We start from the raw sequence: 23,943 nt of genomic DNA, 5'->3' as shown, positions 1-23,943 counted from the left end.
CGTGCTTCCCGGCAGGCTCTTCCGGTCGCCGCACCGGGCCGTGTCCGCAGGTCCCGCCGGCCCGGCCCGGAGACGACGCCCTGCGCACGCGCCCGCCGCGTCGTCGGAGCGCTCGAACGCGTTCCGTCCCAGGGCGCCCGCGCCCCGATTCTGCCCAGCCCGCACCGGGCACCCCAGGCATCCCTTCGGGCGGACGGCACTTGCGGGGACACGCGCCCGCACGGGTCCCGGAGCCGGCTGCCGGGCCCGCCGGTACACCCGCACCCCCGGCCGCGGCGCTCCGGGCTGCGCTCCGGCCGGCCCACCCGTACCGCAGGCGGCCCGCCGCGGCCCTGCGGCCGGTGATCACGGTCCGGCGGGACGGCGGATGTCGCGCCCACCAGCCCCCAACGGGTGCCTCTGGCGCGACAGCACGCCCGGTTGTCCATATCGTGGTCAAAGACAGGTGAGGTTACCCACACCAGCCAACAGCCATGCGTCGTCAGACGCGTTTTCTTTCCCCTATCGGGCTGAACTTTTGTTGATCTCGAGTTAGTTGGGCCTTGAAGGGGCCTACTCTTCAACGGGTGAACCAGTTGATGTCCCGCGAGCCCGATGCCGATCTGCCCGGCGAAGCCGTGCTGCCTGGAGAAGCCTTGCTGCCCGGTACGCTGTCCGACTCCCTGCGCGTGGAACTGATCCACTTCCGCCGGGACTTGCACATGCACCCGGAGCTGGGCAACCAGGAGTTCCGCACCACCGCCGCGCTCAAGGCCCGGCTGGAGGCAGCCGGTCTGCGCCCCCAGGTGCTCGCCACCGGCACGGGACTCATGTGCGACATCGGCACCTGGGACGGCGTGCGGCCCATGCTCGCGCTGCGTGCCGACATCGACGCCCTCCCCATCCCGGACACCAAGACGGGCGTGCCGTACCGCTCGACCGTGCCGGACCGCGCCCACGCCTGCGGCCACGACGTCCACACCACGGCGGTGCTCGGTGCCGGGCTCGTGCTCGCCGAACTGGACCAGCAGGGCCTGCTGCCGGGCGCCGTACGGCTGATCTTCCAGCCGGCGGAGGAAGTACTTCCCGGCGGTGCGGCCGAGGCCATCGAGTGCGGCGTACTGGACGGAGTGGGCCGGATCATCGCGGTCCACTGCGATCCCCGGGTCGACGCCGGGCGGATCGGCCTGCGCCCCGGTCCCATCACCTCCGCCTGTGACCGGCTGGAGGTCACCCTCGACGGCCCCGGCGGCCACACCGCCCGCCCGCATCTGACCACCGACCTGGTCACCGCGGCCGCCAAGGTCGTCACCGAGGTCCCGGCGCTGCTGTCCCGCCGCGTCGACGCCCGGGCCGGGCTCGCGCTCACCTGGGGCCGCATCGAGTCCGGCCACGCCTGCAACGTCATCCCGCAGCACGCCGAGCTCTCCGGCACCGTCCGCTGTCTGGATCTGCACGCCTGGCGCGAGGCCCCCGACCTGGTGCATGCCGCGATCGACGAGGTCGCGACGCTGCACCGGGCCAAGTCGCAGATCAATTACGTCCGTGGCGTCCCGCCGGTCGTCAACGACCCCGTCGTGACCGAACTGCTGCACGAAGCCCACGCCGCCCGCCGCGGGGCCCTCGCCGTCGAGGACACCGAGCAGAGCCTGGGGGGTGAGGATTTCTCCTGGTACCTGGAGCACGTCCCGGGGGCCATGGCCAGGCTCGGTGTGCGTCCGCCGGGGTCGGGTGCAAGGCTTGACCTGCACCGGGGCGACTTCGATGTGGACGAGGAGGCGATCCGTGTTGGTGTGGAGCTCTTCACTGCCGCGGCCCTGCTGGACGGCCACCGTTCGTAATCGGACAGTTCATCTGACGTTCGTCCTTCGCGACGATCCGATAACGGCTGTCGAACACGTCTTTACCTGACATCTACGCGCGTTACGATCGCGGAAAACCAGCGCCGGAAGTGGCGCTTTCGGTCAGGTTTAAAGGAGCCCCCCAGTGCGCCGGATCACCAGGATCGCCACCGTGGGCATCGCGTCCGCGGCTCTCGCACTGTCCGCCACCGCGTGTGGCGGCAAGAAGTCGTCCGAGGCTGGCTCGGACGACGGCGGCGTCAAGGCCGCCATCGCCTATGACATCGGTGGCCGCGGCGACCAGTCGTTCAACGACGCCGCCTACGCCGGTCTCGAGAAGGCCGAGAAGGAACTCGATGTCAAGGGCACCGAGGCCGAGCCCAGCGAGGGCGAGGCGGACCCGGACAAGATCCAGCGCCTGACGTCGCTGGCTCGCGCCGGCAACAACCCGGTGATCGGCGTCGGCTTCGCCTACGCCCCGGCCATCGCGGCGGTCGCGCCGAAGTTCCCGAAGACCACCTTCGGTCTCATCGACGACACCTCCAAGACCGGCAAGAACATCGCCAACATGGTCTTCAACGAGGAAGAGGGCTCCTACCTGGCCGGCGTCGCCGCCGCCAAGGTGACCAAGTCCAACACGGTCGGCTTCATCGGCGGCGTCGAGACCCCGCTGATCAAGAAGTTCGAGGCCGGCTTCGTGCAGGGCGTCAAGGACACCAAGAAGAACGTCAACGTCAAGGTCCAGTACCTGACGCAGCCGCCGGACTTCGGTGGCTTCTCCAAGCCCGACCTGGGCAAGGCCGCCGCGCAGGGCCAGATCGACGCGGGTGCCGACGTGATCTACGCCGCCGCCGGTCTCGCCGGTTCCGGCTCGATCGAGGCCGCCGCCAAGGCCAAGAAGTGGGCCATCGGCGTCGACTCGGACCAGTACAACCAGAAGGGCCTCTCGGCCTACAAGCAGTACATCCTCACCTCGGTGACCAAGGATGTCTCGGGCGCCGTCTACAACCTGATCAAGTCGGTCAAGGACGGCAAGCCGCAGTCCGGTGAGATCCGTTACGGTCTGGACAAGGACGGCGTGGGCCTGGCCACCTCCAACCCCGCCTTCACCAAGATGACCGACGTGGTCTCCGCGGTCGACAAGGCCAAGGCCGAGATCACCGCCGGTAAGATCACGGTCAAGACCGCTCCGTAACGCGTAGCCGGAATTCGGTCCGCGGGTCCGGGGAGGGCTGGCTACAGCCCCTCCGGACCCCGGGCCAGGTTCTGGCCACGGGTTTTCGGTATTTGATATCGCTACGCGCGTAGAACCCTCTCCGGCGCGATAACTTCGCCCCACCCCCCTGCTCGCGACAGCCCCAGCCCAGCCCTGCCCTCCCTCGCTCCTTTTCCGCCAAGGAGAGTGCGTCATCAACGCGTCCAGTCCGTCAACGCCGCCGGCTGTAGAACTGCGCGGCATCACCAAGCGCTTCCCCGGCGTCGTCGCCAACCACGACATCGACATCACCATCCGCAAGGGCACGGTCCACGCCCTCGTCGGTGAGAACGGTGCCGGCAAGTCGACCCTGATGAAGATCCTCTACGGCATGCAGAAGCCGGACGAGGGCACCATCACCATCGACGGCACCCAGGTCAGCTTCCACAGCCCGGCCGACGCCATCGCCACCGGCATCGGCATGGTCCACCAGCACTTCATGCTGGCCGACAACCTCACCGTGCTGGAGAACGTCGTCCTCGGCGGCGAGAAGCTGTACGGCATCGGGGCGAAGGCCCGTAAGAAGATCAAGGAGATCTCGGACGCGTACGGGCTGAACATCCGCCCCGACGTCCTGGTCGAGCAGCTCGGTGTCGCCGACCGCCAGCGCGTGGAGATCCTCAAGGTCCTCTACCGCGGCGCCCGCACCCTGATCCTCGACGAGCCGACCGCCGTGCTCGTCCCGCAGGAGGTCGACGCGCTCTTCGCCAACCTGCGCGAGCTCAAGGCCGAGGGTCTGACCGTCATCTTCATCTCCCACAAGCTGGGCGAGGTGCTGTCGGTCGCCGACGACATCACGGTCATCCGCCGTGGCACGACGGTCGGCACCGCCGACCCCCGCACCACCACGCCGAAGCAGCTCGCCGAGCTGATGGTCGGCAGCGAACTGCCCTCGCCGGAGACCCGCGAGTCGACGGTCACCACGGTGCCGATGCTCGACGTGAACCGCCTCCGGCTGGCCGAGACCGACCCCGATGGCGTCGTCCGCGAGGTCCTCGCCGGCATCACCTTCACCATCCACAAGGGTGAGGTCATGGGGATCGCGGGCGTCGAGGGCAATGGCCAGACCGAGCTCATCGAGGCCCTCATGGGCATGCGCGACCCCGACGGTGGTGTGATCACCCTCGACGGTGCCGACATCTCGCACGTGCCGACCCGCAAGCGCCGCGAGGACGGGATCGGCTACATCCCCGAGGACCGCCACCGGCACGGTCTGCTGCTGGAGTCCCCGCTCTGGGAGAACCGTATCCTCGGCCATGTCACCGAGCGCCCCAACAGCAAGCGGGGTCTGCTCGACATCAAGGCCGCCCGCAAGGACACCGAGCGCATCGTCCGCGACTACGACGTCCGTACCCCGGGCATCGAGGTCACGGCCGCCTCCCTCTCCGGCGGCAACCAGCAGAAGCTGATCGTCGGCCGGGAAATGAGCCACGCGCCCAAGCTGCTCATCGCGGCCCACCCCACCCGCGGCGTGGACGTGGGCGCGCAGGCGCAGATCTGGGACCAGATCCGCGAGGCGCGCCGTGAGGGCCTGGCGGTGCTGCTGATCTCCGCCGACCTGGACGAGCTCATCGGGCTCTCCGACACCCTGCGGGTGATGTACCGCGGCCGGCTGGTCGCGGACGCCGACCCCGCCACGATCACCCCGGAGGAGCTGGGCTCGGCCATGACCGGCGCCGCCACCGGCCACCTTGAGCACAACGAGAACGGTGAGGGCCGATGAAGAAGTTCGACAAGGACCGGCTGCTCCTCGGCATCGCCGGCCCGCTGCTCGCCCTGGTCGTGGCCTTCCTGCTCACCTCGGTGGTGCTCCTCGTCTCGGGCCTCGACCCCTTCGAGCCGTACGCGCTCATGGTGGAGCAGATCGAGTACACCGATGTTCAGGTGCTCGTCGTCAACCAGGCCGGTATCTACTACCTCGCCGCGCTCGCCGTTGCCATCGGCTTCCGGATGAACCTGTTCAACATCGGGGTCGACGGCCAGTACCGCCTCGCGGTCATGCTCTCGGCCGTCGTCGGTGCCGCGGTCGAGCTCCCCGGTCCGCTGCACATCCTGCTGATCGTGTTCGTGGCCATGGCCGTCGGCGCGCTCTGGGCCGGTATCGCGGGCATTCTGAAGACCACCCGCGGGGTCAGCGAGGTCGTCTCCACGATCATGCTGAACGCCATCGCGACCAGCCTCATCGCGTGGATGATCCTGCCCGCCAACTTCGGTGTGCAGCCGAAGGGCTCCAACGACCTGACCACCGGCGAGATCGCCGAGTCCGGCTGGTTCCCGGGGCTCGAGCTCGAGGGCGGCAGCGTCTACGGCTTCACCTTCATCGCGTTCGCGCTCGGCATCGTCTACTGGTTCGTGCTCAACCGCACCCGCTTCGGCTTCGACCTGCGCGCCACCGGCGCCAGCCAGTCCGCCGCCCAGGCGAGCGGTGTCAACGCCAAGAAGATGGTCATGACCGCCATGCTGATCTCCGGCGCGGTCGCGGGTCTCTCCGGTATGCCCATGCTGCTGGGCCAGACCCACACCTACAGCCTGAGCTTCCCCGTGGGTGTCGGCTTCACCGCCATCACCATCGCGCTGCTCGGCCGTAACAGCCCCGTCGGGATCTTCTTCGCCGCCCTGCTCATCTCCTTCCTGGAGAAGACCGCCGAGGGCCTCGGCCTCGAGGGCTACCCGAAGGAGATCGCCATCATCATGCAGGGCCTGATCGTGATCGCCGTCGTCGTCTCGTACGAACTCGTCCGCCAGTACGGGCTCCGCCGCCAGCAGCAGAAGGTCGGCGAGCAGCTTGCCGCCCAGGCCCGCAAGAACAAGGAAGGGGTCGTCCGGTGAGCGACGCACGCAAGGCCGCCGGGCCGCAGATGACCAAGAAGGCCGCGCCTCTGCGCCGCGCGGGCGGAGAAGCGATCGAATTGAGGACGGCATGAGCGAGTCCACGAGCACTGTTTCGGCCGCGGCGACCGCGCCGAAGAAGGGCGGCGGACGCCGCAAGCTGTCCCTGCCCGTGATCATGCTGATGATCGCGGCCGGTCTCGCGCTGTTCTCGCTGGTGCGCATGATCAGCGGTGCCAACGACCTCACCTCCGTCGGACAGGTCTCCGGCGCCCTCCAGCTGGCCGTGCCCATCGGCCTCGCCGGCCTCGGCGGTCTGTGGGCCGAGCGGGCCGGTGTGGTCAACATCGGTCTCGAGGGCATGATGATCCTGGGCACCTGGTTCGGTGCCTGGGCGGGCTACCAGTGGGGTCCGTGGACCGGTGTCCTGCTGGGTGTCGTGGGCGGCGCGATCGGCGGTCTGCTGCACGCGCTCATGACGGTGACCTTCAACGTCAACCACATCGTCTCCGGTGTGGCCATCAACATCCTCGCCGTCGGTGTCACCCGCTACCTCTCGGACTTCACCTTCGCCGAGGCCGAGGGCGGCTCCTCCAAGCAGTCCCCGCGCATCGAGCAGATCGCGGACATCACCATCCCGGGTCTTTCGGACGGGCTGGCAGATCTCCAGGCCAAGCACTGGTTCTTCGTGTCCGACCTCGCCGGCGTGATCGGCGGTCTGGTCACCAACCTGTCCGTGCTGACCGTCGTAGCGATCCTGCTCATCCCCGCGACCTGGTGGATCCTGTGGCGCACCGGTTTCGGTCTGCGGCTGCGGTCCTGCGGTGAGAACCCCGTGGCCGCCGAGTCGCTCGGCGTCAACGTCTACAAGTACAAGTACATCGCGGTGATCGTCTCTGGCGCGATGGCCGGCCTCGGCGGCGCCTTCCTCGCCATCGTCTCCACCGGCATCTACCAGGAGGGCCAGACCGGCGGCCGCGGTTACATCGGTCTCGCCGCGATGATCTTCGGCAACTGGATGCCGGGCGGACTGGCGCTCGGCGCCGGGCTCTTCGGCTTCACCGACAGCCTCAAGCTGCGCGGTGGCGCCGAGAACGTCCACGCCATGCTTCTGCTGGTGGGAATCCTGCTGGTGCTCGCCTTCGCCTGGCAGCTGTACAAGAAGAAGCACTGGCAGGCCGCGATCTGCCTGGGCGTCTCCGCCCTGATGTTCGCCTGGTACTCGCTGACCACCACCCTGCCGAGCCAGTTCGTGGACGCAGCGCCGTACGTCACCACGCTGCTGGTGCTCGCGCTGTCCGCGCAACGGCTGAGAATGCCCAAGGCGGACGGTTTGCCCTACAAGAAGGGCCAGGGCAAGTGACGTCCGCCCCGGCCGCCGACCCCGCCGTCTGGGACGCCCTCCGTCAGGCCGCACGGGACGTGATGTCCCATGCGTACGCCCCGTACTCGGGCTTCCCGGTCGGCGCGGCCGCCCTCGTCGACGACGGCCGCACGGTCGTCGGCTGCAACGTCGAGAACGCCTCGTACGGACTGTCGCTCTGCGCCGAGTGCGGTCTTGTGTCGCAGCTGCAGGCCACGGGCGGCGGCCGGCTCACGCACTTCACCTGCGTGGACGGGAACGGCGACGTGCTGATGCCGTGCGGGCGCTGCCGCCAGTTGCTCTACGAGTTCGGCGGGCCCGGTCTGCTGCTGGAGACCGCCAAGGGCATCCTCACGCTGGCCGAGATGCTGCCCCTGGCCTTCGGCCCCGAGCAGCTCGGCCCGGACAAGCTCGGCTAGCCCCGCGGCCCCTCCGCTCTTCGGGCGGAGGGGCCGCACCACTTTCGTACTACCTGGTTCGACCCGGAAGGATCCCCGAAGCACATGGACGCCATCTCCGTCATCCGCACCAAGCGCGACCGAGGCGAACTCACCCCCGACCAGATCGACTGGGTGATCGACGCGTACACCCGCGGCGTGGTCGCCGACGAGCAGATGTCGGCGCTGGCCATGGCGATCCTGATCAACGGCATGAACCGCGCCGAGATCGCCCGCTGGACCGCGGCGATGATCGCGTCCGGCGAGCGCATGGACTTCTCCTCGCTGTCCCGCCCGACCGCCGACAAGCACTCCACCGGCGGTGTCGGTGACAAGATCACGCTGCCGCTGGCGCCCCTCGTGGCCGCCTGCGGCGCCGCCGTGCCGCAGCTGTCCGGCCGCGGTCTCGGCCACACCGGCGGCACCCTCGACAAGCTGGAGTCCATCCCCGGCTGGCGCGCCCTGCTGTCCAACGCGGAGATGCTCGACGTCCTCGACACCACTGGCGCGGTCATCTGTGCCGCGGGCGATGGTCTGGCCCCGGCCGACAAGAAGCTGTACGCGCTCCGGGACGTCACCGGCACCGTCGAGGCCATTCCGCTGATCGCCTCCTCGATCATGTCCAAGAAGATCGCCGAGGGCACCGGCTCCCTGGTCCTGGACGTGAAGGTCGGCTCCGGCGCCTTCATGAAGAACATCGAGGACGCCCGCGAGCTCGCCTCCACCATGGTGGGCCTCGGCACGGACCACGGGGTGAAGACCGTCGCCCTGCTCACCGACATGTCGACCCCGCTCGGCCTCACGGCGGGCAACGCCCTGGAGGTCCGCGAGTCCGTCGAGGTCCTCGCGGGCGGTGGCCCCCAGGACGTCATCGACCTCACCGTGGCCCTCGCCCAGGAGATGCTCGTCGCGGCCGGCATCAAGGACGCCGACCCCGCAAAGGCACTGGCCGACGGCTCCGCGATGGACGTCTGGCGCCGCATGATCGCCGCGCAGGGCGGCGACCCGGACGCCGAACTCCCGGTCGCCCGCGAGCAGCACGTGATCACCGCCCCGTCGTCGGGTGTCCTCACCCGTCTCGACGCCTACGGCGTCGGTGTCGCCGCCTGGCGCCTCGGCGCGGGCCGCGCCCGCAAGGAGGACCCGGTGCAGGCCGGCGCCGGCATCGAGATCCACGCGAAGCCCGGCGAGCCGGTGACCGCCGGCCAGCGCCTGCTGACCCTGCACACGGACACCCCCGAGAAGTTCGCGTACGCCCTGGAGTCCCTGGAGGGCGCGTACGACATCTCCTCGACGGGCGCGGACTTCACCCCGAACCCGATCGTCCTGGACCGCATCGCCTGACCCCTCGGGCACCGCCGGGCATATGCCGGTGGCCTCATTCGAGTGAACGGGACCGGTGGCCCCCCGCCGGTCCCGTTCGGCATGCTGGGATCGGTGACGCACCGACAGAGGAGACCGCCATGAGCGCACTCACCGTCGAACCCCCGACGGCCCAGGGCCACGAGTGGGACGACGTCGTCCGGATCTGGGAGGAGACAGACGCACCCGAGGGCTGCAAGGTGGAGATCATCGAGGGGATCGTCACCGTGTCACCCACCCCCGCGAACAGCCACAACAGCGTCGCTGACAAGGTTCAGCGGCGCGTGTACAGGGTGATTCCCGAGGACTGGGGCATCTATCAGACCCTCGCCGTCGCCATCCCGTCCCGTCTGGGAATGTTCATCCCGGATCTGGTCGTGGCTCCGGAGTCGGCCCTGAGGGAGTCGGGCGACTGCATCCCTGCGGCAGCCGCCGAGCTCGTCGTCGAGATCACCTCGAAGTCCCACGCGAATCACGACCGGGTCGAGAAGCTGCACGGCTACGCAACGGCGGGAGTGCCGCTGTACCTGCTGCTCGACAGCTGGCACTCGGGTCGCCCCACCGCGACGCTCTACGGGGAGCCGAAGAACGGGATGTACCGCGTGCTCGACACGGTGAAGTACGGCGAGGAGATCCATCTGCCCGCGCACTTCGACCTGACGATCGACACCAGCACCTTCCCCGTCGACTGACGGTCCAACCGGTCCCGGTCAGGGGCGATGAGTTGTCGCTCCCGCGGCCGTCCTACCCATGTGGACAGCACACGGCAGCCGATCGTTCTCGAGCTCGTCGGCCGGATCACCCCGGCGGATGTTCCGCTGCTGTGCGCACGGCTGCAGGAACAGAGCGTGACCGGGATCGGGGTCCCCGACGTCATCTGCGATGCCGCCGGACTCACCGCCGTCGACATCAACGCCGTCAACGCCGTCGCCCGGCTGCGGCTCACGGCCCGGCGCCTCGGCCATGACCTGCGGCTGAGGAACGCCGGACCCGAGCTCCTCGGGCTGCTGGCCTTCGTCGGGCTCGGCGACGGACCGGGGGACGACGGTCAGGACCTGCCCGTGGTCCTCAGGCCTCCGCGCTGAGCCGCTCCGGCAGCCCGAACAGCGGGAACCAGCGCTTGGTGTCCAGGAAGAAGTCCATTCCGCCGACCTTGCCGTCCCTGACCTCCAGGACGATCAGGGCCCAGGGCTCGTAGCCGTCACCGGACTCGCCGGGGTGGTACTGCGCGAAGGCCGGCGAGCCGTTCGCCGTGGTCGGGACCAGCTTCGAACCGCGGCAGACCTCGCCCACGCCGAGCATCCAGCCCACGATGTCGTCATGGCCGCGCAGCCACAGGTCGTACGGCGGCATGGACATGGTCGCGTCCTCGTGGAGCAACGCCGTCAGCGCCTTCATGTCGTACCCCTCGAAGGCCGCGACATAGCGCTCGAGCAGCCGCTGCTGCTCATCGTCGAGCGGATCCGCGGCGTCCGACTCCGCGGGCGCCGATGCGGCGAGGGTGGCGCGGGCGCGCTGCAGCGCGCTGTTCACCGAGGCGACCGATGTGCCCAGCAGCTCGGCGACCTCGGCGGCCTTCCAGGCCAGCACCTCCCGCAGAATGAGCACGGCGCGCTGCTTCGGCGGCAGATGCTGGAGCGCCGCGACGAACGCCAGCCGGATGGTCTCCCGCTCGACGGTCCTGTCGGCGGGGTCGGCCACCGATGGCAGCACCCGCCCGTCCGGCACCGGCTCCAGCCAGGTGATCTCCGGACGGGCGTTCAGCTGGGCCTGGGCCACCGGTGTGGCGGCGGACAGGTCCATCGGGCGGGCCCGGCGATTGCCCGCGTTCAGCATGTCCAGGCAGACGTTCGTCGCGATGCGGTAGAGCCACGAGCGCAGGGAGGATCTCCCCTCGAACTTCTCGAAGCTCTTCCAGGCGCGCACCATCGTGTCCTGGACGGCGTCCTCCGCCTCGAAGGCGGAGCCCAGCATGCGGTAGCAGTAGCCGGTCAGCTCTCTCCGGTACTGCTCGAGGCGGGAATCGAGGTCCCGCGTCGTTGCCAGATCACTCATCGGAACCACCCCTGTCGCCCGTCGTCACCGGCCCTTCGGACGCTACAGGAGTGGACTGACAAAGGGGGCTCAGGTTCCCGGCTTGCGCCCGTAGACGTAGACGTCGTCCCCGTTCCTCAGCAGGTTCCAGTACGTCCTGGCATCCGCAGGCCGCATATTGACGCAGCCGCCCGAGCCCGGTGGGTTGTACATCGACTTGGTCACCGAGTGGAACGCGATTCCGCCGTCGAAGAACTGCGAGTACGGCATCCGCACGTGGTAGATCGTCGACCAGTGGTTGATGCTGCGGTAGTAGATCTTCTTCGACCCGGTCCGGGTCTCCGCGCCGTCCCGGCCCGTCCGCACCGGCACCGGCCCGAACTTCAGGCGCGCACCGTCCTGGATCCAGCTCAGCTGCCGGGTCAGGTCCACACAGGCGATCCGGCCCCTGTTGGTCGGGCACTTGCCCGCCTTGTTGGGCGTGTTGCCCGCCGCCCGCTGCGCCAGCATCGTGTTCATCGTGCGCCAGGTGATCGGTCCCGCATAGCCGATCGTCGGCGTGATGCCGTGCGCCTTCTGGAACTTCTGTATGGCCTTGCAGTCGGCCGCCGACTGCCTTCCGTCGACGCGGAGTCCGAGGAACTTCTCGACCTTCGCCTGGTAGGGCCCGGTCGATGTGGTGCAGGACGCCGCCTGCGCCGGGGCGGCGCCGAGCGCCAGCGTCAGCGGCACCACCATCCCCGTGATGCCGAGGGCGACGCCGCCCCGTCTCCTGATCTTCCGTGCACGTTCCAAGGTCACCAACTCCCCTGTGTGCCAGAGCGATTGCTCTGACCGTTGGACGCTTCCAGGGGTGCCGGAGTTGCAGGGAAGTGGTGGTGGATTTCCGGAGATTTCTCAGCGGCCCGCTGCTGCCGCCGCCAGGGCGGGCCCGCGCTGCCGGATCCGGGCGGCATAGGACCCGTACAGAGTGATCGACACGACGCCGAGGACGGCCAGCAGCCCCAGCAGTACCGTGCCGGCCCAGCCGCCGGAGTGGAAGGCGATCGCACCGAGCGTGCCGCCCGCGCTGCTGCCCAGGTAGTACGCCGACTGGTAGAGCGCCGACGCCTGGGCGCGGCCGGTCTTCGCGGTACGGCTCACCTCGGAGGAGGCGACCGCATGGCCCGCGAAGAAGCCCGCGGTGATCAGCACCAGGCCGAGCAGCACCGCGGCCAACGAGTCGGCGAGGGAGAGCAGCAGACCCGCCGCCGTCGTGCCGACCGCGAGGTAGAGCGCGCCGCGCCGCCCCAGGCGCCCGACGAGCCTGCCGGCCGCCGCGGAGGAGACCGTGCCGACCAGATAGACCAGGAAGACCGAGCCGACGACGCCCTGCGGGAGACCGAAGGGGGCGCCGACCAGGCGGTAGCCGATCACCGTGTAGACCGCGCCGAAGACGGTCATGAAGAGCGCGCCGATCCCGTACAGCCGCATCAGCAGCGGGTCGGAGAGATGGCCTCGGACGGTCTTCGCGAGGGCCCGGGGGTTGAGCGAGCCGGGGGTGAAGTGCCGGGCCCGGGGGAGCAGCAGCCGGAACACGACGGCACAGAGCACGGCCATCAGCCCGACCGCGGCGAGAGCTGCCCGCCAGCCCCACAGCTGAGAGACCCAGCCGGTGACGATGCGACCGCTCATGCCGCCGATGCTGTTGCCGGCGACGAAGAGACCGATCGCGGCGATGAGTGCCTTCGGCCGGACCTCCTCCGCGAGGTAGGCCATCGCGGATGCCGGGACGCCGGCCAGCGCCGCGCCCTGGACGGCGCGGAGGGCAACCAGCCACTCCAGGTTCGGCGCGAGCGGCACCAGCAGGCCGACCGCGGACGCGACCACCAGGGAGACCGTCATCAGCCGCACCCGCCCGAAGCGCTCGGAGAGCGCGCTCAGCGGCAGCACGCACAGAGCCAGGGCGGCGGTGGCCGCGGAGACCGTCCAGCTGGCCGCGCTCGCGGTGACGCCGAGGCCGGCGGAGACGGCGGGCAGCAGCGCCTGGGTCGAGTAGAGCAGGGCGAAGGTCGCGACACCGGCGGCGAAGAGCGCGAAGCTCATGCGGCGGTAGCCGGGGAGCCCGGGGGCGAGCTGACGGGACGGCGAGGTGAGGGCACCCACGGCGGTGGGTGCCCCGGTACTTGCGGAAGGCATACATCGAAGGTAGGTGCGCCCTTCTGATGCGTCCAATGCATGGAACGGCTTTAATCGTTCCCATGGTGCATGAGTACAGCTCAGGGGCTCGCCTGTCACCGAGCAGTTACGAAGAAGACATGCCGTTGCTGCTCGCGCCGCGCCTTGCGTACTTCGCGGGTGTGGCCCGGCACGAGCATGTGACCAGGGCGGCACAGGAGCTGGCAGTGCCGCAGTCGACCCTGTCACGGGCGATGGTCCGGCTCGAACAGGACCTCGGCGTGGCGCTGTTCACCCGCAAGGGGCGGACGGTGTCGTTGACGGCGGCAGGACGGACCTTCCTCGCATCCGTGGAGCGGGCCCTCGCCGAGGTGGAGCGGGCCGCTGAGTCGGTACGGGCCGACGCGGACCCGTCGGCGGGCAGGGTGGCGTTCGGTTTCCTCCACACGCTGGGCTCGGAGACGGTGCCCGAGCTCATCCGCGCCTTCCGGGTCGACCATCCCCGGGTGCGCTTCACCCTGGTGCAGAACTACGGCGAGGCGATGATCGAGCGCCTCCGCGCGGGCGAACTGGATCTGTGCCTGACCTCCCCGGTGCCGGACGCCCCCGACCTGGTCGCCCGCCGCCTCGACGAACAGCGCCTGCGCCTGGTCGTCCCCGACGACCACCGCCTCGCCGTCCGCAAGCGCATCCGTCTGGCGGAGGCGGCGGACGAGACGTTCGTGACCCTCGAACCGGGCTACGGCCTGCGCCGGATCACCGATGCGCTCTGTGCGGAGGCGGGGTTCAGCCCCCGTGTCGCCTTCGAGGGCGAGGAGGCCGAGACCCTCCGTGGGCTCGTCGCCGCGGGCCTCGGTGTCGCCCTCCTGCCGCCACCCCTCGTCCCCCGCCCCGGAATCGTGGAGCTGACGGTCACGGCCCCGCGTGCGGTCCGTGAGATCGGAGTGGCCTGGCTGGACGGCCATCCGGACACCCCGCCGGTCGCGGCGTTCAAGAAGTTCCTGCTGTCCCGACGGGGGAACCTGCTGCCGGACTGACCCCCGGCCCCGCACGGGGCGGGGCGGGGCGGGATGAACCTCGCGCGCCGCCTGCGTGGTGAGCCGTCGACGGCCCGGGCCCTGCGGTCGGGCAGCGCGTGCCCGACGGGCGGCGGTCCGGCGCCCCCGGCGGGAGCCGCGCCGGGCCGAGATGCCCGCCGCGCCGGCCCTCGGGAGCTCAGCCGCGAGGCCGGCCGCGCGCCCCCGCCGACGGCGGCGACGGTGCGCGCGCCGGTACGGCCCGGCGCGTGACGGCCCCGAAGCACCGCCGGTTCAGTGGTGGCGCAGTGAGCGTCCGAAGCCCGCGGCCAGCGGCATCCGCAGCCCCAGCGGCGGGGGAGCCGCCAGTGCGTCGGCGACCGGACGTGCGTACGCCCGCGAGAAGAGCGAGCCGAGGACGAAGTCCGCTGCCAGGGCCAGGACTTCGTCGTGGTACTGGCGCAGGGCGTGGCCGTCGGAGTGGACCTCGAAGCGGCAGGTGTCGCGGTTGCTCTTCTTGGCCCGCTCCGCGAGGCGGTAGGAGAGTTCGGGGTCGGAGCGGGCGTCGTTCGTGCCGTGGACGATGAGGACCTGGCGGCCGGCGAGCTGTTTCACCGGTTCCGGGTGGGCCGCGACATCGGCCTCCGGAAGCCAAGGGGCGAGTGCGAGAACGGAGTTGACGGCACCGTGCCCGGCGGCGTGCAGTGCTGCCCGGCCCCCCATGCCGTGGCCGGCGAGACAGACGGGAACGTCTCCGTAACGCCGTACGACCTCGTCCGCCGCCCAGGAGGCGTCCGCCGCGAGCCGGGCGTCCGTGCCGTTCCAGCCCCGCCCTCGGTAGCGCACGATGTGGGCGACAAGACCGTCCGCCCGACCCGCGCGTGCCAGCGAACGGGCAAGCGGCAGCGCCGCCGCGTGCGACACCGTCGACGGGCCCCGGCCCGACTCCGGCTCGCCGTCGGGCAGCAGGAGTACCACCCCGCTCACGACACCGTCCGGGGCCCGGACCGGCCGACCGAGCCTTGCCTGTACCACCGACCCGCCTCCTTGCGCCGCGTCCGCTTCGAGCCGGGCTCGCGCCGCTACGGACCCGACAGCCGAACGCCCCCACCACTGGGGCAGTGCGTGGTGTGCCATGGCAGAACAGTCTCAGAAGTGAGGGTGTACTCCACCCGTCCGCACGGTCACTGTTACGTATCGACGGGTGGTTCGTGTAACGGCCCTCTACGCGCGTAGGGATTACAGTGCGCAGATGAAGAGCCAGACCACTCATGTGTCCTCCCGGGGAACCACCCCCGGACCTGAGGGGCCCACGCCGGACCAGATCCGTCGCGCCCCCAAGGTGCTCCTCCACGACCACCTGGACGGCGGGCTGCGCCCCGGCACGATCATCGATCTCGCCCGCGACGCAGGCTACGGGTCCCTCCCCGAGGCCGAGCCCGACAAACTCGGCATCTGGTTCCACGAGGCCGCCGACTCGGGCTCGTTGGAGCGATACCTGGAAACGTTCGCGCACACCTGCGCCGTCATGCAGAGCCGTGAGGCACTCAAGCGCGTCGCCGTCGAGTGCGCCGAGGATCTCGCGGGGGACGGCGTCGTCTACGCCGAGGTCCGATACGCGCCCGAGCAGCATCTCGAAGGCGGGCTGACCCTCGAAGAGGTCGTCGAGGCCGTCAACGAGGGCTTCCGCGAAGGGGAACGCCGTGCCCGAGAGAACGGACACCGCATTCGCGTCGGCGCCCTCCTCACCGCCATGCGGCATGCCGCACGCGCCCTGGAGATCGCCGAACTCGCCAACCGTTACCGGGACTCGGGCGTCGTCGGCTTCGACATCGCGGGTGCGGAGGCGGGGTTCCCGCCCACCCGTCATCTCGACGCGTTCGAGTACCTCAAGCGCGAGAACAACCACTTCACCATCCACGCCGGCGAGGCATTCGGGCTGCCGTCGATCTGGCAGGCGCTCCAGTGGTGCGGCGCCGACCGGCTCGGCCATGGAGTCCGGATCATCGACGACATCGAGGTCGCCGACGACGGAACGGTGAAGCTGGGGCGCCTCGCCGCATACGTACGGGACAAGCGCATCCCGCTGGAGCTGTGCCCGACGTCCAATCTGCAGACCGGGGCGGCCGCTTCGTACGAGGAGCACCCCATCGGGCTGCTGCGGCGGCTGCACTTCCGTGCCACCGTCAACACGGACAACCGGCTGATGAGCAACACCAGCATGAGCCGCGAATTCGAGCTGCTGACCGAGACGTTCGGTTACACACTGGACGACATGCAGTGGTTCAGCGTCAATGCGATGAAGTCGGCGTTCATTCCTTTCGACGAACGCCTCGCGATGATCAACGACGTGATCAAGCCGGGCTACGCGGAGCTGAAGTCCGAATGGCTGTTCCGGCAGACCGCCACGACCAGCGAGTCCTCGGTGGGCCAGGACTGAGCGACCGAGCGGGGAAAGGGCCGGGAGTCCCGACTCCCGGCCCTTCTGCGTGCCGACGGCCGTTTGCGGGGCCGAGTGTGCGGTGGCTAGCTTGCAGAGCCGCTCCCCTTCCCCTCCCCAAGGATCAACCGCTGATGAAGCACGCTGCCAAGACCCTCGGTGTCGCCGTCCTCGGTGCCGCCTTCGCCACCGCCGCCGCGGGCACCGCCTCGGCCGCCGCGCCGCAGGTGCCCGAGATCGGTACTCCGCTGAGTGCCGTCGAAGCCCTCCCGGAGCCGGCGCTCGCCACCACTCTCGGGCAGCGGATTGCTCAGCAGGCCAAGCCGGAGGTGCTGCCGGCGGCCGCCACGGGCCAGGTCACGGGCCTTCTCGGCGGTCTGCCCGTGAGCACTGCCCTGCCCGGCCGGTAGAACCGGCGTTCCGGGATTCCTGCCTCGTACGGCGACGGCAGCAGGGGCGCACACCCGCACCGGGTGTGCGCCCCTGCTGCGCTGTCACACCGTCCGTCACCAGGCGGTCGACGCGGTCTTCTCGGACGGCAGCAGCAGCCACAGGGCCAGGTAGACGAGGAACTGCGGTCCGGGCAGCAGACACGAAACAAGGAAGATCACGCGCATGGTCTTCGCGGATGTGCCGAAGCGCCGCGCCAGCGCTGTACACACTCCGGCGATCATGCGTCCGTCGTGGGGGCGGACAATTGCGGCCATGGTGGGCTCCTTCGCCGGCGGTCCCGGAGGCGCGGCCGGCGTCACCTCCCCCGGACCACCTGTCCTTGGGTGGGAGCCACTCCACTGTGCTCCCGATGACTCCATGTTCGCCCGGAGAACAGGGACGAAGCATCGCTCTACGGTGCGATCCCGACCCTGGGAATCGTCCGGGCCGGACCCTTAGATGTGTCGTCCCGGAGCAGGGGACCCCGCTCCTTCCCGGGGCCCGCCGTGCGCCGGTGGCATCTGCGCCGCAGCCGGGCGCGGCCCGCCGGGACGACCGCCAGATGGGCCAGCGCCACGCCCGCGGTGTTGAGCAACAGCGAATCCACGTCGACGACCTGCCCGGGAACTCCGGTCTGCAGCAGCTCGATGCCCAGCGACAGCAGCGCGCCCGTCGCGACCGTACGGGTCAGCGACGCCCAGGGAGAGACGGTGAGCCGACCGCCGGCCATGGGGAGCAGCACGCCCAGCGGCGCGAGCAGCAGCAGGCCCTCGCCGATCCGTCTGGCCGCCTGGACCGGGCCCAGCGCGAGATCGGCCTTGATACCGGCGAGTGGCTCCAGATTCGCGGCCGTCACCCACATCACGTCGAGGGGGCGAAGCATCAGCCACCCCACGAGTGCCAGATGGGCGAGGAGGAGGACGCCCCCCGCCACGCGGAAGCGGATGGCGGCACTGCCGCCCGAACCTTGACGCTGCACGACCCCCAAGACGACACGACCGGCAGGATCGGTTCCGCCGAGTGACCTGTCCGTCAGGAACTGTTTCCTGTGGGCAGCGGGCCGACGGTCGGCAGCACTGTGTCCGGGCGCACCTTGGCATCCTCCGTACAGCGGTAGCCGCGCGGTGCGTACTCGCCGGGCCCGCCCAGGACCACCGTTCCGCCGTCGGCCGCGGCCTCGCTCTCGGCGAGCGTGCACACGATCTGCGCGAGCGCCACGGGCGGCAGGTCCTCCGGCTGCCGGCTCAGCCGCAGGGTGCCGTCGGGATCGTTCGCCCGGGCCCGCGTCACCGTCAGCGGACCTCGTACGTTCGTGACGAATCCCGCCTCGTGCTCGGCCGCGGACGGTTCCGCCTGCAGCTCGCGCAGAAGCACTCCGGCGATGAGCACCGGGTTGTCGGCGGTCTTCTCGGAGACCGAGGCCGTGCGGTCCACGGTTGCCAGTGCCGAGGCGCACAGCAGATACACCCGCACCGGCAACACCCCCGGCGTGGGCTGCCCCGTCGATTCCTTCCCCGCCACCGAGCAGGGCATACGCGAGGGAGCCGGCCCCGCGTCGACGGGCACCGACGTGGTTCTGATCCCGCACCCCGCGGCGCCGCCGGCGAGCACCAGGGCCCCGGCGACCGCCGCTGCCGTGCGCCGCATCCGCCGCCTCGTGCGTGCGGACACCGTGGCACGCAACGTACGGCCCCGACCTGTTCCTGCGGTCACCGCGCGTCCCTCGCCTCTCCCCGGTCGCCGTTCTGTACCTGGCCGGAGGAGCCGCTCCGGCCGTCCACGGCGATGCCCGACGCGTCGCGCGGCAGCCGGAGCACGAACACCGCGCCCCCGTCGCCGTCCGTCGTGTTCGCCGCGCTGATGCTGCCTCCGTGGATCAGCGCGTTCTCCATGGCGATCGACAGCCCGAGACCGCTGCCCTCCGAACGCGGCCGTGAGGCACTCGCTTTGTAGAAGCGGTCGAATACATGGGGCAGTACGTCCTCGGGGATGCCGGGCCCGTGGTCCCGTACCTCGATGACCAGCTCGTCCCCGCCTGTGCTCCCGGTCTCCGTCCGTACCGCCACCCGCACCGGGGAACCGCCGTGCTTGAGCGCGTTGCCGATCAGATTGGCGAGTATGACGTCGAGGCGGCGCGGGTCGAGGCGGGCCATGATGCCGCGCTCGGCGTCGAGATCGACCGCGTCCAGCCAGGCGCGCGCGTCGATGCAGGCGGTGACCTGGTCGGCGACGTCGACGTCGTCGAGGACGAGACGGGCCGTGCCCGCGTCGAAGCGGGTGACCTCCATCAGGTTCTCCACCAGGTCGTTGAGGCGCCGTGTCTCGCTCACGACCAGCGCGACCGCCGGTGCGATCATCGGGTCGAGACTCTCCTGCTCGTCCTCCAGGACCTCGGTCACGGCGGTGAGCGCGGTCAGTGGCGTACGCAGTTCGTGCGACATGTCGGCGACGAAGCGTCGGCTGGACTCCTCCCGCGCGCTCATGTCCGCGACCTTCTTCTCCAGCGACTCGGCCGCACTGTTGAACGTCCTCGACAGCTCGGCCAGTTCGTCCGTACCGGAGACGTGCAGCCGGGTGTCCAGCTTGCCCTCGCCGAGCTGCCTGGCCGCCTCGCCGAGCCGCCGCACGGGACGCAGCACGGTCGTCGCGGCGGCCTGCGCGAGCAGCGCGGAGCCCACCAGAGCAAGGGCGGTGGCGATGCCGAGCGACCAGGCGAGCGAGTTCAGGTCGGCCCGTTCCTGTTCCAGCGACTTGAACAGATAGCCCGTGGGCCCGCCGCCGGTGATCCTCGTACCGCCCACCAGATAAGGCGTGTTGCCGCGCTGCGTGCGAAGCCAGAAGAGGTGGTACGGATATGCGTTTCCGGCCGTGACCGCCTGCTTCTCGTTGACCGCCTCCTGAAGCGACTTCGGCACGTCGTCCAGCGTGAACACGTCCGGGTCGGACGCCCCGACGATCGGCTTGCCGGCAGCGCGCTCCCCGAGCAGGATCACGCTGTACCCGGCGTTGCCCCCCGCCATCTGCTCGGCGGTCGTCTGCAGTTCGTTCTGCGTCGGCCGTGCGGGCAGCGATGCCACCCGGTTCTGCATCTGATGCCGGAAATCGCCCAGGGCGGCGTCCTGCGTACGGGTCAGTACGGCCTCGCGGTTGAGCCAGTACGCGATTCCCGACGCGGACACCGCGGCCGTCAGTGCGACCAGACCGAAGACGACGACGAGCCGTAGCCGCAGGCTGGTCCACCCGAAGCCCGCGAGTATCGCTCTCTTCGCGACGCCCTTCCCACCGGCTCCCGTCACCGTGCCGTCCCGTTCTTCCGCACGGTTGAAGTCACTGAGGGGTGTCCAGTCGGTATCCCACGCCCCGGACGGTGCGGATCAGGGTCGGCGAGGACGGCACGTCCTCCACCTTCGCCCGCAGTCGCTGCACACATGCGTCCACCAGGCGGGAGTCGCCCAGGTAGTCGTGCTCCCAGACGAGACGGAGCAACTGCTGGCGCGACAGCGCCTGGCCGGGCCGGCGGCTCAGCTCGAGGAGGAGTCGCAGCTCGGTCGGGGTGAGCTGCAGATCCTCACCGTTCTTGGTGACCGTCATCGCGGAGCGGTCGATCACGAGCGAGCCGAATGTCGCCGAGTCCGTGGACTCGCGCTCACCACGCCGCAGCACGGCGCGGATGCGGGCGTCCAGGACACGGCCCTGCACCGGCTTCACCACATAGTCGTCGGCTCCGGACTCCAGTCCGACCACGACGTCGATGTCGTCGCTGCGCGCGGTCAGCAGGATGATCGGCAGCTGGTCGGTGCGCCGGATCCGCCGGCAGACCTCGAAGCCGTCGATCCCGGGCAGCATCACGTCCAGCACGATCAGGTCCGGCCGCTGCTCGCGCAGCAGTTTCAGGCCGTCCTCGCCCGTCGCCGCAGTGGCCACACGGTGGCCCTGGCGTGACAGCGAGAGTTCGAGGGCCGTGCGGATGGCGTCGTCGTCCTCGATCAGCAACAGGAAAGGCACGGAGGTCATTCTGACCCATGGGGGAGGCCTAGTTCGACAGGTGCGGAGCCCTCACGTGACCACGGGCGCTCCGGATGCCCCTGTGACAGCCCTGTGACAGTCGGCGGACAACGGCGTGAAGTGGCGCGGGCAGGCTGTTCTGCACCAGCCGGAGAACGGCCCAACAGCAGACTCCAACCGACGGGGGGCGCGAGATGAACGCACTGCACAGCACCACCTCAAGCGCAGTTGTCACGCGTCTGCACGACGTCGTGCGGAGCAACGAGAAGTCCGGCGCCGTGAACGGGCGGGGGTGCGTTCGCGGCGCCGGGCGCCAGCACCGGACTTCGGCGACGGCACCGGCCTACATGACGGTCGTCGACGCCAACGAGGGTGTGGGGGGCAACGGGGGAAGCGCGTACGGGGAGGCCACGGGGGAGCGGAGCAGCCGGCCGGAGGTCACGGACGCCGAAGCGGCGTTCACCGCCTACGTCCAGGAGCGCCGCGCCTCCCTGTACGCGACCGCGTACCACCTGACCGGTGACCGGTTCGAGGCGGAGGACCTGCTCCAGAGCGCTCTCTTCTCGACCTACCGGGCGTGGGACCGCATCAGCGACAAGGCCGCGGTCGGCGGCTATCTGCGCCGGACCATGACCAATCTGCACATCAGCGCGTGGCGCCGCCGCAAGCTGAACGAATACCCGACCGAGGAGCTCCCGGAGACGGTGGGCGAGACGGACGCGATGCGCGGCACCGAGCTGCGGGCGGTTCTCTGGCAGGCCCTCGCGCGTCTGCCCGAGCCGCAGCGCACCATGCTGGTGCTCCGCTACTACGAGGGCCGTACCGACCCGGAGATCGCGGACATCCTCGGCATCAGTGTCGGCACGGTGAAGTCGAGCATCTGGCGGTCGCTCCGCCGGCTGCGCGAGGACGAGGTCCTCAGCTTCGGCCGTGACGAGGAAGAGTCCTTCGGCGAGCTTGTGGCCTGAGGGCGGTACGGGGGAAGCACGGGGGAGCCGGGGGAGTCACGGGGGACGATCCCGGCTACGGGGGATACGCACGGGACCGGCCAGGACCGAAAGGTCCGGGACGGTCCCGAATGCGTTTCCACGGGCCCGAATGCGTCGTCGGGAATGCCGGCGCGCTGCGGAGGTCGAGGCGGTCGCCGACGCGCGGGTCATCGCTCACCCGGCGCACGACGAGGGTGCCGGGGCTGCTTCGTCAGGTCCGTCCCGCGGACGAAACCGCCTCCGGCCCGTCCGGTGTTCGCGTACGGGCGGTTCTTCGGGTACGGGCGGTTCTTCGGGTACGGGCGGTTCTTCGCGTACGGACGGTTCCTCGGGTACGGACGGTTCCTCGGGTACGGGCGGTTCTTCGCGTACGGGCGGTTCTTCGCGTACGGACTCGGGTGCGGACGGTTCGAGAACCCACGGCCACACGGGCGGACGGGATGCGGGCGGCGCCACCCCGGGCGGCCACCGCGCGGCGGCCCCGCCGGCCGTGGCGCGCGCCGCACGGCGGAAGTCGCCGCGGCGAGTGCCGACCGCCGCGGCGCCGGAAACGCCTACGCCTGCCCCGGAAACGCCTCTGCCTACGCCGGCGCAGGCGACGCGGGCGACCGGCGGCGCCGCCCTGCCGCAGCGGCGGCCAGACGGCCGAGGGCCTCCTCCTTGCCGCAGGGGTACGCGCCGAGTGCGCTCTGCCGGGCGACGATGCCGCGTTCCGCGCGCATCAGTCGCCAGCCTCGCCGAAGGAGGAAGGGCACGGACTTGCGTCCCTCGCGCAGATCGCGCAGCAGCCGGCGACGGAAGGTCGTCGAGGGCCGCCCGCGCAGGCACAGGGCGTCGGCGAGCACACCGAGTTCCTGGCAGCGGCTCACGATGTCGGCGGCGAAGACACCCTCGGCGATGAACAGCGGAGTGCGCGCGATGTCGAGGGCCTCCCGGCCGGTCCGGGAACTGGTGGCGATGTCGTAGACGGGGACGGTCGTACGTCCCGTACGGCACAGCTCCACTATCGCGTGGACGGCCGCGTCCGCGTCCCAGGAGTCCGGGGAGTCCCAGTCGATGTCCGTGCTGCCCAGGACCAGCGGAAGGGTGGGGTCGTCGCCCTCCTTGTAGAAGTCGTCGAGGCGCAGCACCGGGAGGCCGGAGCGCGCGGCGAGGGAAGACTTTCCGGACCCGGAGGGCCCGGCGAGCAGGACGACGCGCGTCGGAAGCGGTTGGGAACTCACGGGACACCAGTGTGAGGCATTGCCCCCCGCGGGGGATCCCCGGGAGGTCCAGTTGGTATCGAGCATCACATCGGAACTACGCTGCGTGTCCGTCCGGTTACTTCGGCAGGCAGGATTCTCATGTCACGACACACATTGCTCAGGGCGGCCGGTCTCGCGGTCACCGCGGTGGGTGCGGCTCTCGGCGGTGGCGCCGGAGCGGCCCATGCGGCTCAGACGGGCGACCTCGATCCGGCGGCGGCCATGCATGCGCTGGACGGCAGCATCGGGCACATGGGCGATCCCGTCGAGCACGTTCCGCTCAACCCGCTCGCGCACACCGGCGTGGATCCGCTCGACAACGGCGTGGGCACCCAGGTCGCCGACTTCAGGCCCGTCAACTCCCGGGAAGTCACCGGCTCCCTGGGCACGGTCCACGACGTGCCGGCCGCAGGTCCTCTGCTGGGCGGCATCACCCCGGGCTGAGCACTCGGCGCACACGGCGGCGGGGGGGGGGGGGGGGGGGGGGGGGGGGGGGGGGGGGGGGGGGGGGGGGGGGGGGGGGGGGGGGGGGGGGGGGGGGGGGGGGGGGGGGGGGGGGG

The 23,943-nt window shown here is 70.4% G+C and carries 24 protein-coding genes; 14 read left to right on the top strand and 10 right to left on the bottom strand.

Annotated elements, in window-relative coordinates; genetic code table 11:
- The first annotated feature begins 578 nt into the window (after positions 1 to 578).
- The 9 genes from AC068D_RS15895 (at position 579) to AC068D_RS15855 (ending at position 10,151) form a co-directional block, all read left to right on the top strand.
- Positions 579 to 1,820: an amidohydrolase gene (locus AC068D_RS15895; protein WP_478823915.1), complete on the top strand. Its 1,242-nt coding sequence runs from the start codon at positions 579 to 581 to the stop codon at positions 1,818 to 1,820.
- Positions 1,821 to 1,965: 145 nt separating this feature from the next.
- Positions 1,966 to 3,015, top strand: coding sequence for a BMP family lipoprotein (locus AC068D_RS15890; protein WP_478823617.1), 1,050 nt, complete (start codon positions 1,966 to 1,968; stop codon positions 3,013 to 3,015).
- A gap of 214 nt (positions 3,016 to 3,229) precedes the next feature.
- Positions 3,230 to 4,798: an ABC transporter ATP-binding protein gene (locus AC068D_RS15885; RefSeq protein WP_478823914.1), complete on the top strand. Its 1,569-nt coding sequence runs from the start codon at positions 3,230 to 3,232 to the stop codon at positions 4,796 to 4,798.
- Positions 4,795 to 5,904, top strand: a complete 1,110-nt coding sequence (locus AC068D_RS15880) for an ABC transporter permease (protein WP_478823616.1) — start codon at positions 4,795 to 4,797, stop codon at positions 5,902 to 5,904. The genes AC068D_RS15885 and AC068D_RS15880 overlap by 4 nt, the downstream gene beginning before the upstream one ends.
- 91 nt (positions 5,905 to 5,995) lie before the next feature.
- On the top strand, positions 5,996 to 7,267 hold the full coding sequence (locus AC068D_RS15875; RefSeq protein ID WP_478823615.1) for an ABC transporter permease: 1,272 nt from the start codon (positions 5,996 to 5,998) through the stop codon (positions 7,265 to 7,267).
- A complete protein-coding gene (locus tag AC068D_RS15870) occupies positions 7,264 to 7,686 on the top strand; it encodes a cytidine deaminase (protein WP_478823614.1) in 423 nt (140 codons plus the stop codon). Before AC068D_RS15875 ends, AC068D_RS15870 begins: the two co-directional genes overlap by 4 nt.
- An 84-nt stretch (positions 7,687 to 7,770) precedes the next feature.
- A complete protein-coding gene (locus AC068D_RS15865; RefSeq protein ID WP_478823613.1) occupies positions 7,771 to 9,048 on the top strand; it encodes a thymidine phosphorylase in 1,278 nt (425 codons plus the stop codon).
- A gap of 119 nt (positions 9,049 to 9,167) precedes the next feature.
- Entirely contained in the window at positions 9,168 to 9,758 is a 591-nt protein-coding gene (locus tag AC068D_RS15860; RefSeq protein ID WP_478823612.1) for a Uma2 family endonuclease, read from the top strand.
- Positions 9,759 to 9,818: 60 nt separating this feature from the next.
- Entirely contained in the window at positions 9,819 to 10,151 is a 333-nt protein-coding gene (locus AC068D_RS15855; protein ID WP_478823611.1) for an STAS domain-containing protein, read from the top strand.
- Here AC068D_RS15855 and AC068D_RS15850 read toward each other — a convergent pair.
- The 3 genes from AC068D_RS15850 to AC068D_RS15840 form a co-directional block, all read right to left on the bottom strand.
- Entirely contained in the window at positions 10,135 to 11,121 is a 987-nt protein-coding gene (locus tag AC068D_RS15850) for a sigma-70 family RNA polymerase sigma factor (protein ID WP_478823610.1), read from the bottom strand. The genes AC068D_RS15855 and AC068D_RS15850 overlap by 17 nt on opposite strands.
- A gap of 69 nt (positions 11,122 to 11,190) precedes the next feature.
- Positions 11,191 to 11,838, bottom strand: coding sequence for a L,D-transpeptidase family protein (locus AC068D_RS15845; protein WP_478823913.1), 648 nt, complete (start codon positions 11,836 to 11,838; stop codon positions 11,191 to 11,193).
- A gap of 159 nt (positions 11,839 to 11,997) precedes the next feature.
- Complete coding sequence (locus tag AC068D_RS15840; protein WP_478823609.1) at positions 11,998 to 13,278, bottom strand: MFS transporter; 1,281 nt, start codon at positions 13,276 to 13,278, stop codon at positions 11,998 to 12,000.
- A 62-nt stretch (positions 13,279 to 13,340) separates the two neighbouring features.
- On the opposite strand from AC068D_RS15840, the gene AC068D_RS15835 reads away from it, so the two are divergent.
- Complete coding sequence (locus AC068D_RS15835; RefSeq protein ID WP_478823608.1) at positions 13,341 to 14,294, top strand: LysR substrate-binding domain-containing protein; 954 nt, start codon at positions 13,341 to 13,343, stop codon at positions 14,292 to 14,294.
- A 273-nt stretch (positions 14,295 to 14,567) separates the two neighbouring features.
- Here the strand turns inward: AC068D_RS15835 and AC068D_RS15830 are convergent, their stop codons facing one another.
- A complete protein-coding gene (locus AC068D_RS15830; protein ID WP_478823912.1) occupies positions 14,568 to 15,251 on the bottom strand; it encodes an alpha/beta hydrolase in 684 nt (227 codons plus the stop codon).
- A gap of 274 nt (positions 15,252 to 15,525) precedes the next feature.
- Here AC068D_RS15830 and AC068D_RS15825 point away from each other — a divergent pair, with 274 nt between their 5' ends.
- Entirely contained in the window at positions 15,526 to 16,713 is a 1,188-nt protein-coding gene (locus tag AC068D_RS15825) for an adenosine deaminase (RefSeq protein ID WP_478823607.1), read from the top strand.
- Between the two features lie 134 nt (positions 16,714 to 16,847).
- A complete protein-coding gene (locus AC068D_RS15820; protein WP_478823606.1) occupies positions 16,848 to 17,123 on the top strand; it encodes a hypothetical protein in 276 nt (91 codons plus the stop codon).
- 96 nt (positions 17,124 to 17,219) lie between these two features.
- On the opposite strand, the gene AC068D_RS15815 is transcribed toward AC068D_RS15820, so the two are convergent.
- The 5 genes from AC068D_RS15815 to afsQ1 form a co-directional block, all read right to left on the bottom strand.
- Positions 17,220 to 17,420: a PspC domain-containing protein gene (locus AC068D_RS15815; protein ID WP_478823605.1), complete on the bottom strand. Its 201-nt coding sequence runs from the start codon at positions 17,418 to 17,420 to the stop codon at positions 17,220 to 17,222.
- Between the two features lie 137 nt (positions 17,421 to 17,557).
- Positions 17,558 to 18,124, bottom strand: coding sequence for a VanZ family protein (locus tag AC068D_RS15810; protein ID WP_478823604.1), 567 nt, complete (start codon positions 18,122 to 18,124; stop codon positions 17,558 to 17,560).
- Positions 18,125 to 18,177: 53 nt separating this feature from the next.
- The gene (locus tag AC068D_RS15805; RefSeq protein ID WP_478823911.1) at positions 18,178 to 18,792 is read right to left on the bottom strand and encodes a hypothetical protein; all 615 of its coding nucleotides are present in this window, start codon (positions 18,790 to 18,792) and stop codon (positions 18,178 to 18,180) included.
- A 62-nt stretch (positions 18,793 to 18,854) separates the two neighbouring features.
- Positions 18,855 to 20,441, bottom strand: coding sequence for an ATP-binding protein (locus AC068D_RS15800; protein ID WP_478823603.1), 1,587 nt, complete (start codon positions 20,439 to 20,441; stop codon positions 18,855 to 18,857).
- 31 nt (positions 20,442 to 20,472) lie between these two features.
- The gene (gene afsQ1 / locus AC068D_RS15795; RefSeq protein WP_026165053.1) at positions 20,473 to 21,150 is read right to left on the bottom strand and encodes a two-component system response regulator AfsQ1; all 678 of its coding nucleotides are present in this window, start codon (positions 21,148 to 21,150) and stop codon (positions 20,473 to 20,475) included.
- Between the two features lie 194 nt (positions 21,151 to 21,344).
- Here afsQ1 and AC068D_RS15790 point away from each other — a divergent pair, with 194 nt between their 5' ends.
- Positions 21,345 to 22,118 (top strand): SigE family RNA polymerase sigma factor, encoded by a 774-nt coding sequence (locus tag AC068D_RS15790; protein WP_478823602.1) that lies wholly within the window; start codon positions 21,345 to 21,347, stop codon positions 22,116 to 22,118.
- A gap of 602 nt (positions 22,119 to 22,720) precedes the next feature.
- On the opposite strand, the gene AC068D_RS15785 is transcribed toward AC068D_RS15790, so the two are convergent.
- Positions 22,721 to 23,428: a uridine kinase family protein gene (locus AC068D_RS15785; protein ID WP_478823601.1), complete on the bottom strand. Its 708-nt coding sequence runs from the start codon at positions 23,426 to 23,428 to the stop codon at positions 22,721 to 22,723.
- A gap of 54 nt (positions 23,429 to 23,482) precedes the next feature.
- Between AC068D_RS15785 and AC068D_RS15780 the strand changes: the two genes are divergently transcribed.
- Entirely contained in the window at positions 23,483 to 23,827 is a 345-nt protein-coding gene (locus AC068D_RS15780) for a hypothetical protein (RefSeq protein ID WP_478823600.1), read from the top strand.
- The last annotated feature ends 116 nt before the right edge of the window (positions 23,828 to 23,943 follow it).

This window comes from Streptomyces sp. NPDC043861 (assembly GCF_056435905.1).
The sequence above is the reverse complement of the archived record's forward strand: the minus strand, read 5'-3'. Positions and strand labels throughout refer to the sequence as shown.

Bases quoted from the DNA above. Each gene is read 5' to 3' on its own strand.
- AC068D_RS15840 (WP_478823609.1), bottom strand. From the start codon at position 13,278: ATGCCTTCCGCAAGTACCGGGGCACCCACCGCCGTGGGTGCCCTCACC.
- AC068D_RS15860 (WP_478823612.1), top strand. From the start codon at position 9,168: ATGAGCGCACTCACCGTCGAACCCCCGACGGCCCAGGGCCACGAGTGG.
- AC068D_RS15865 (WP_478823613.1), top strand. From the start codon at position 7,771: ATGGACGCCATCTCCGTCATCCGCACCAAGCGCGACCGAGGCGAACTC.
- AC068D_RS15785 (WP_478823601.1), bottom strand. From the start codon at position 23,428: ATGCTCGATACCAACTGGACCTCCCGGGGATCCCCCGCGGGGGGCAAT.
- AC068D_RS15825 (WP_478823607.1), top strand. From the start codon at position 15,526: ATGAAGAGCCAGACCACTCATGTGTCCTCCCGGGGAACCACCCCCGGA.
- AC068D_RS15805 (WP_478823911.1), bottom strand. From the start codon at position 18,792: ATGCGGCGCACGGCAGCGGCGGTCGCCGGGGCCCTGGTGCTCGCCGGC.
- AC068D_RS15835 (WP_478823608.1), top strand. From the start codon at position 13,341: ATGGTGCATGAGTACAGCTCAGGGGCTCGCCTGTCACCGAGCAGTTAC.
- AC068D_RS15895 (WP_478823915.1), top strand. From the start codon at position 579: ATGTCCCGCGAGCCCGATGCCGATCTGCCCGGCGAAGCCGTGCTGCCT.
- AC068D_RS15845 (WP_478823913.1), bottom strand. From the start codon at position 11,838: ATGGTGGTGCCGCTGACGCTGGCGCTCGGCGCCGCCCCGGCGCAGGCG.
- AC068D_RS15875 (WP_478823615.1), top strand. From the start codon at position 5,996: ATGAGCGAGTCCACGAGCACTGTTTCGGCCGCGGCGACCGCGCCGAAG.
- AC068D_RS15815 (WP_478823605.1), bottom strand. From the start codon at position 17,420: ATGGCCGCAATTGTCCGCCCCCACGACGGACGCATGATCGCCGGAGTG.
- AC068D_RS15850 (WP_478823610.1), bottom strand. From the start codon at position 11,121: ATGAGTGATCTGGCAACGACGCGGGACCTCGATTCCCGCCTCGAGCAG.
- AC068D_RS15880 (WP_478823616.1), top strand. From the start codon at position 4,795: ATGAAGAAGTTCGACAAGGACCGGCTGCTCCTCGGCATCGCCGGCCCG.
- AC068D_RS15790 (WP_478823602.1), top strand. From the start codon at position 21,345: ATGAACGCACTGCACAGCACCACCTCAAGCGCAGTTGTCACGCGTCTG.
- AC068D_RS15820 (WP_478823606.1), top strand. From the start codon at position 16,848: ATGAAGCACGCTGCCAAGACCCTCGGTGTCGCCGTCCTCGGTGCCGCC.
- AC068D_RS15780 (WP_478823600.1), top strand. From the start codon at position 23,483: ATGTCACGACACACATTGCTCAGGGCGGCCGGTCTCGCGGTCACCGCG.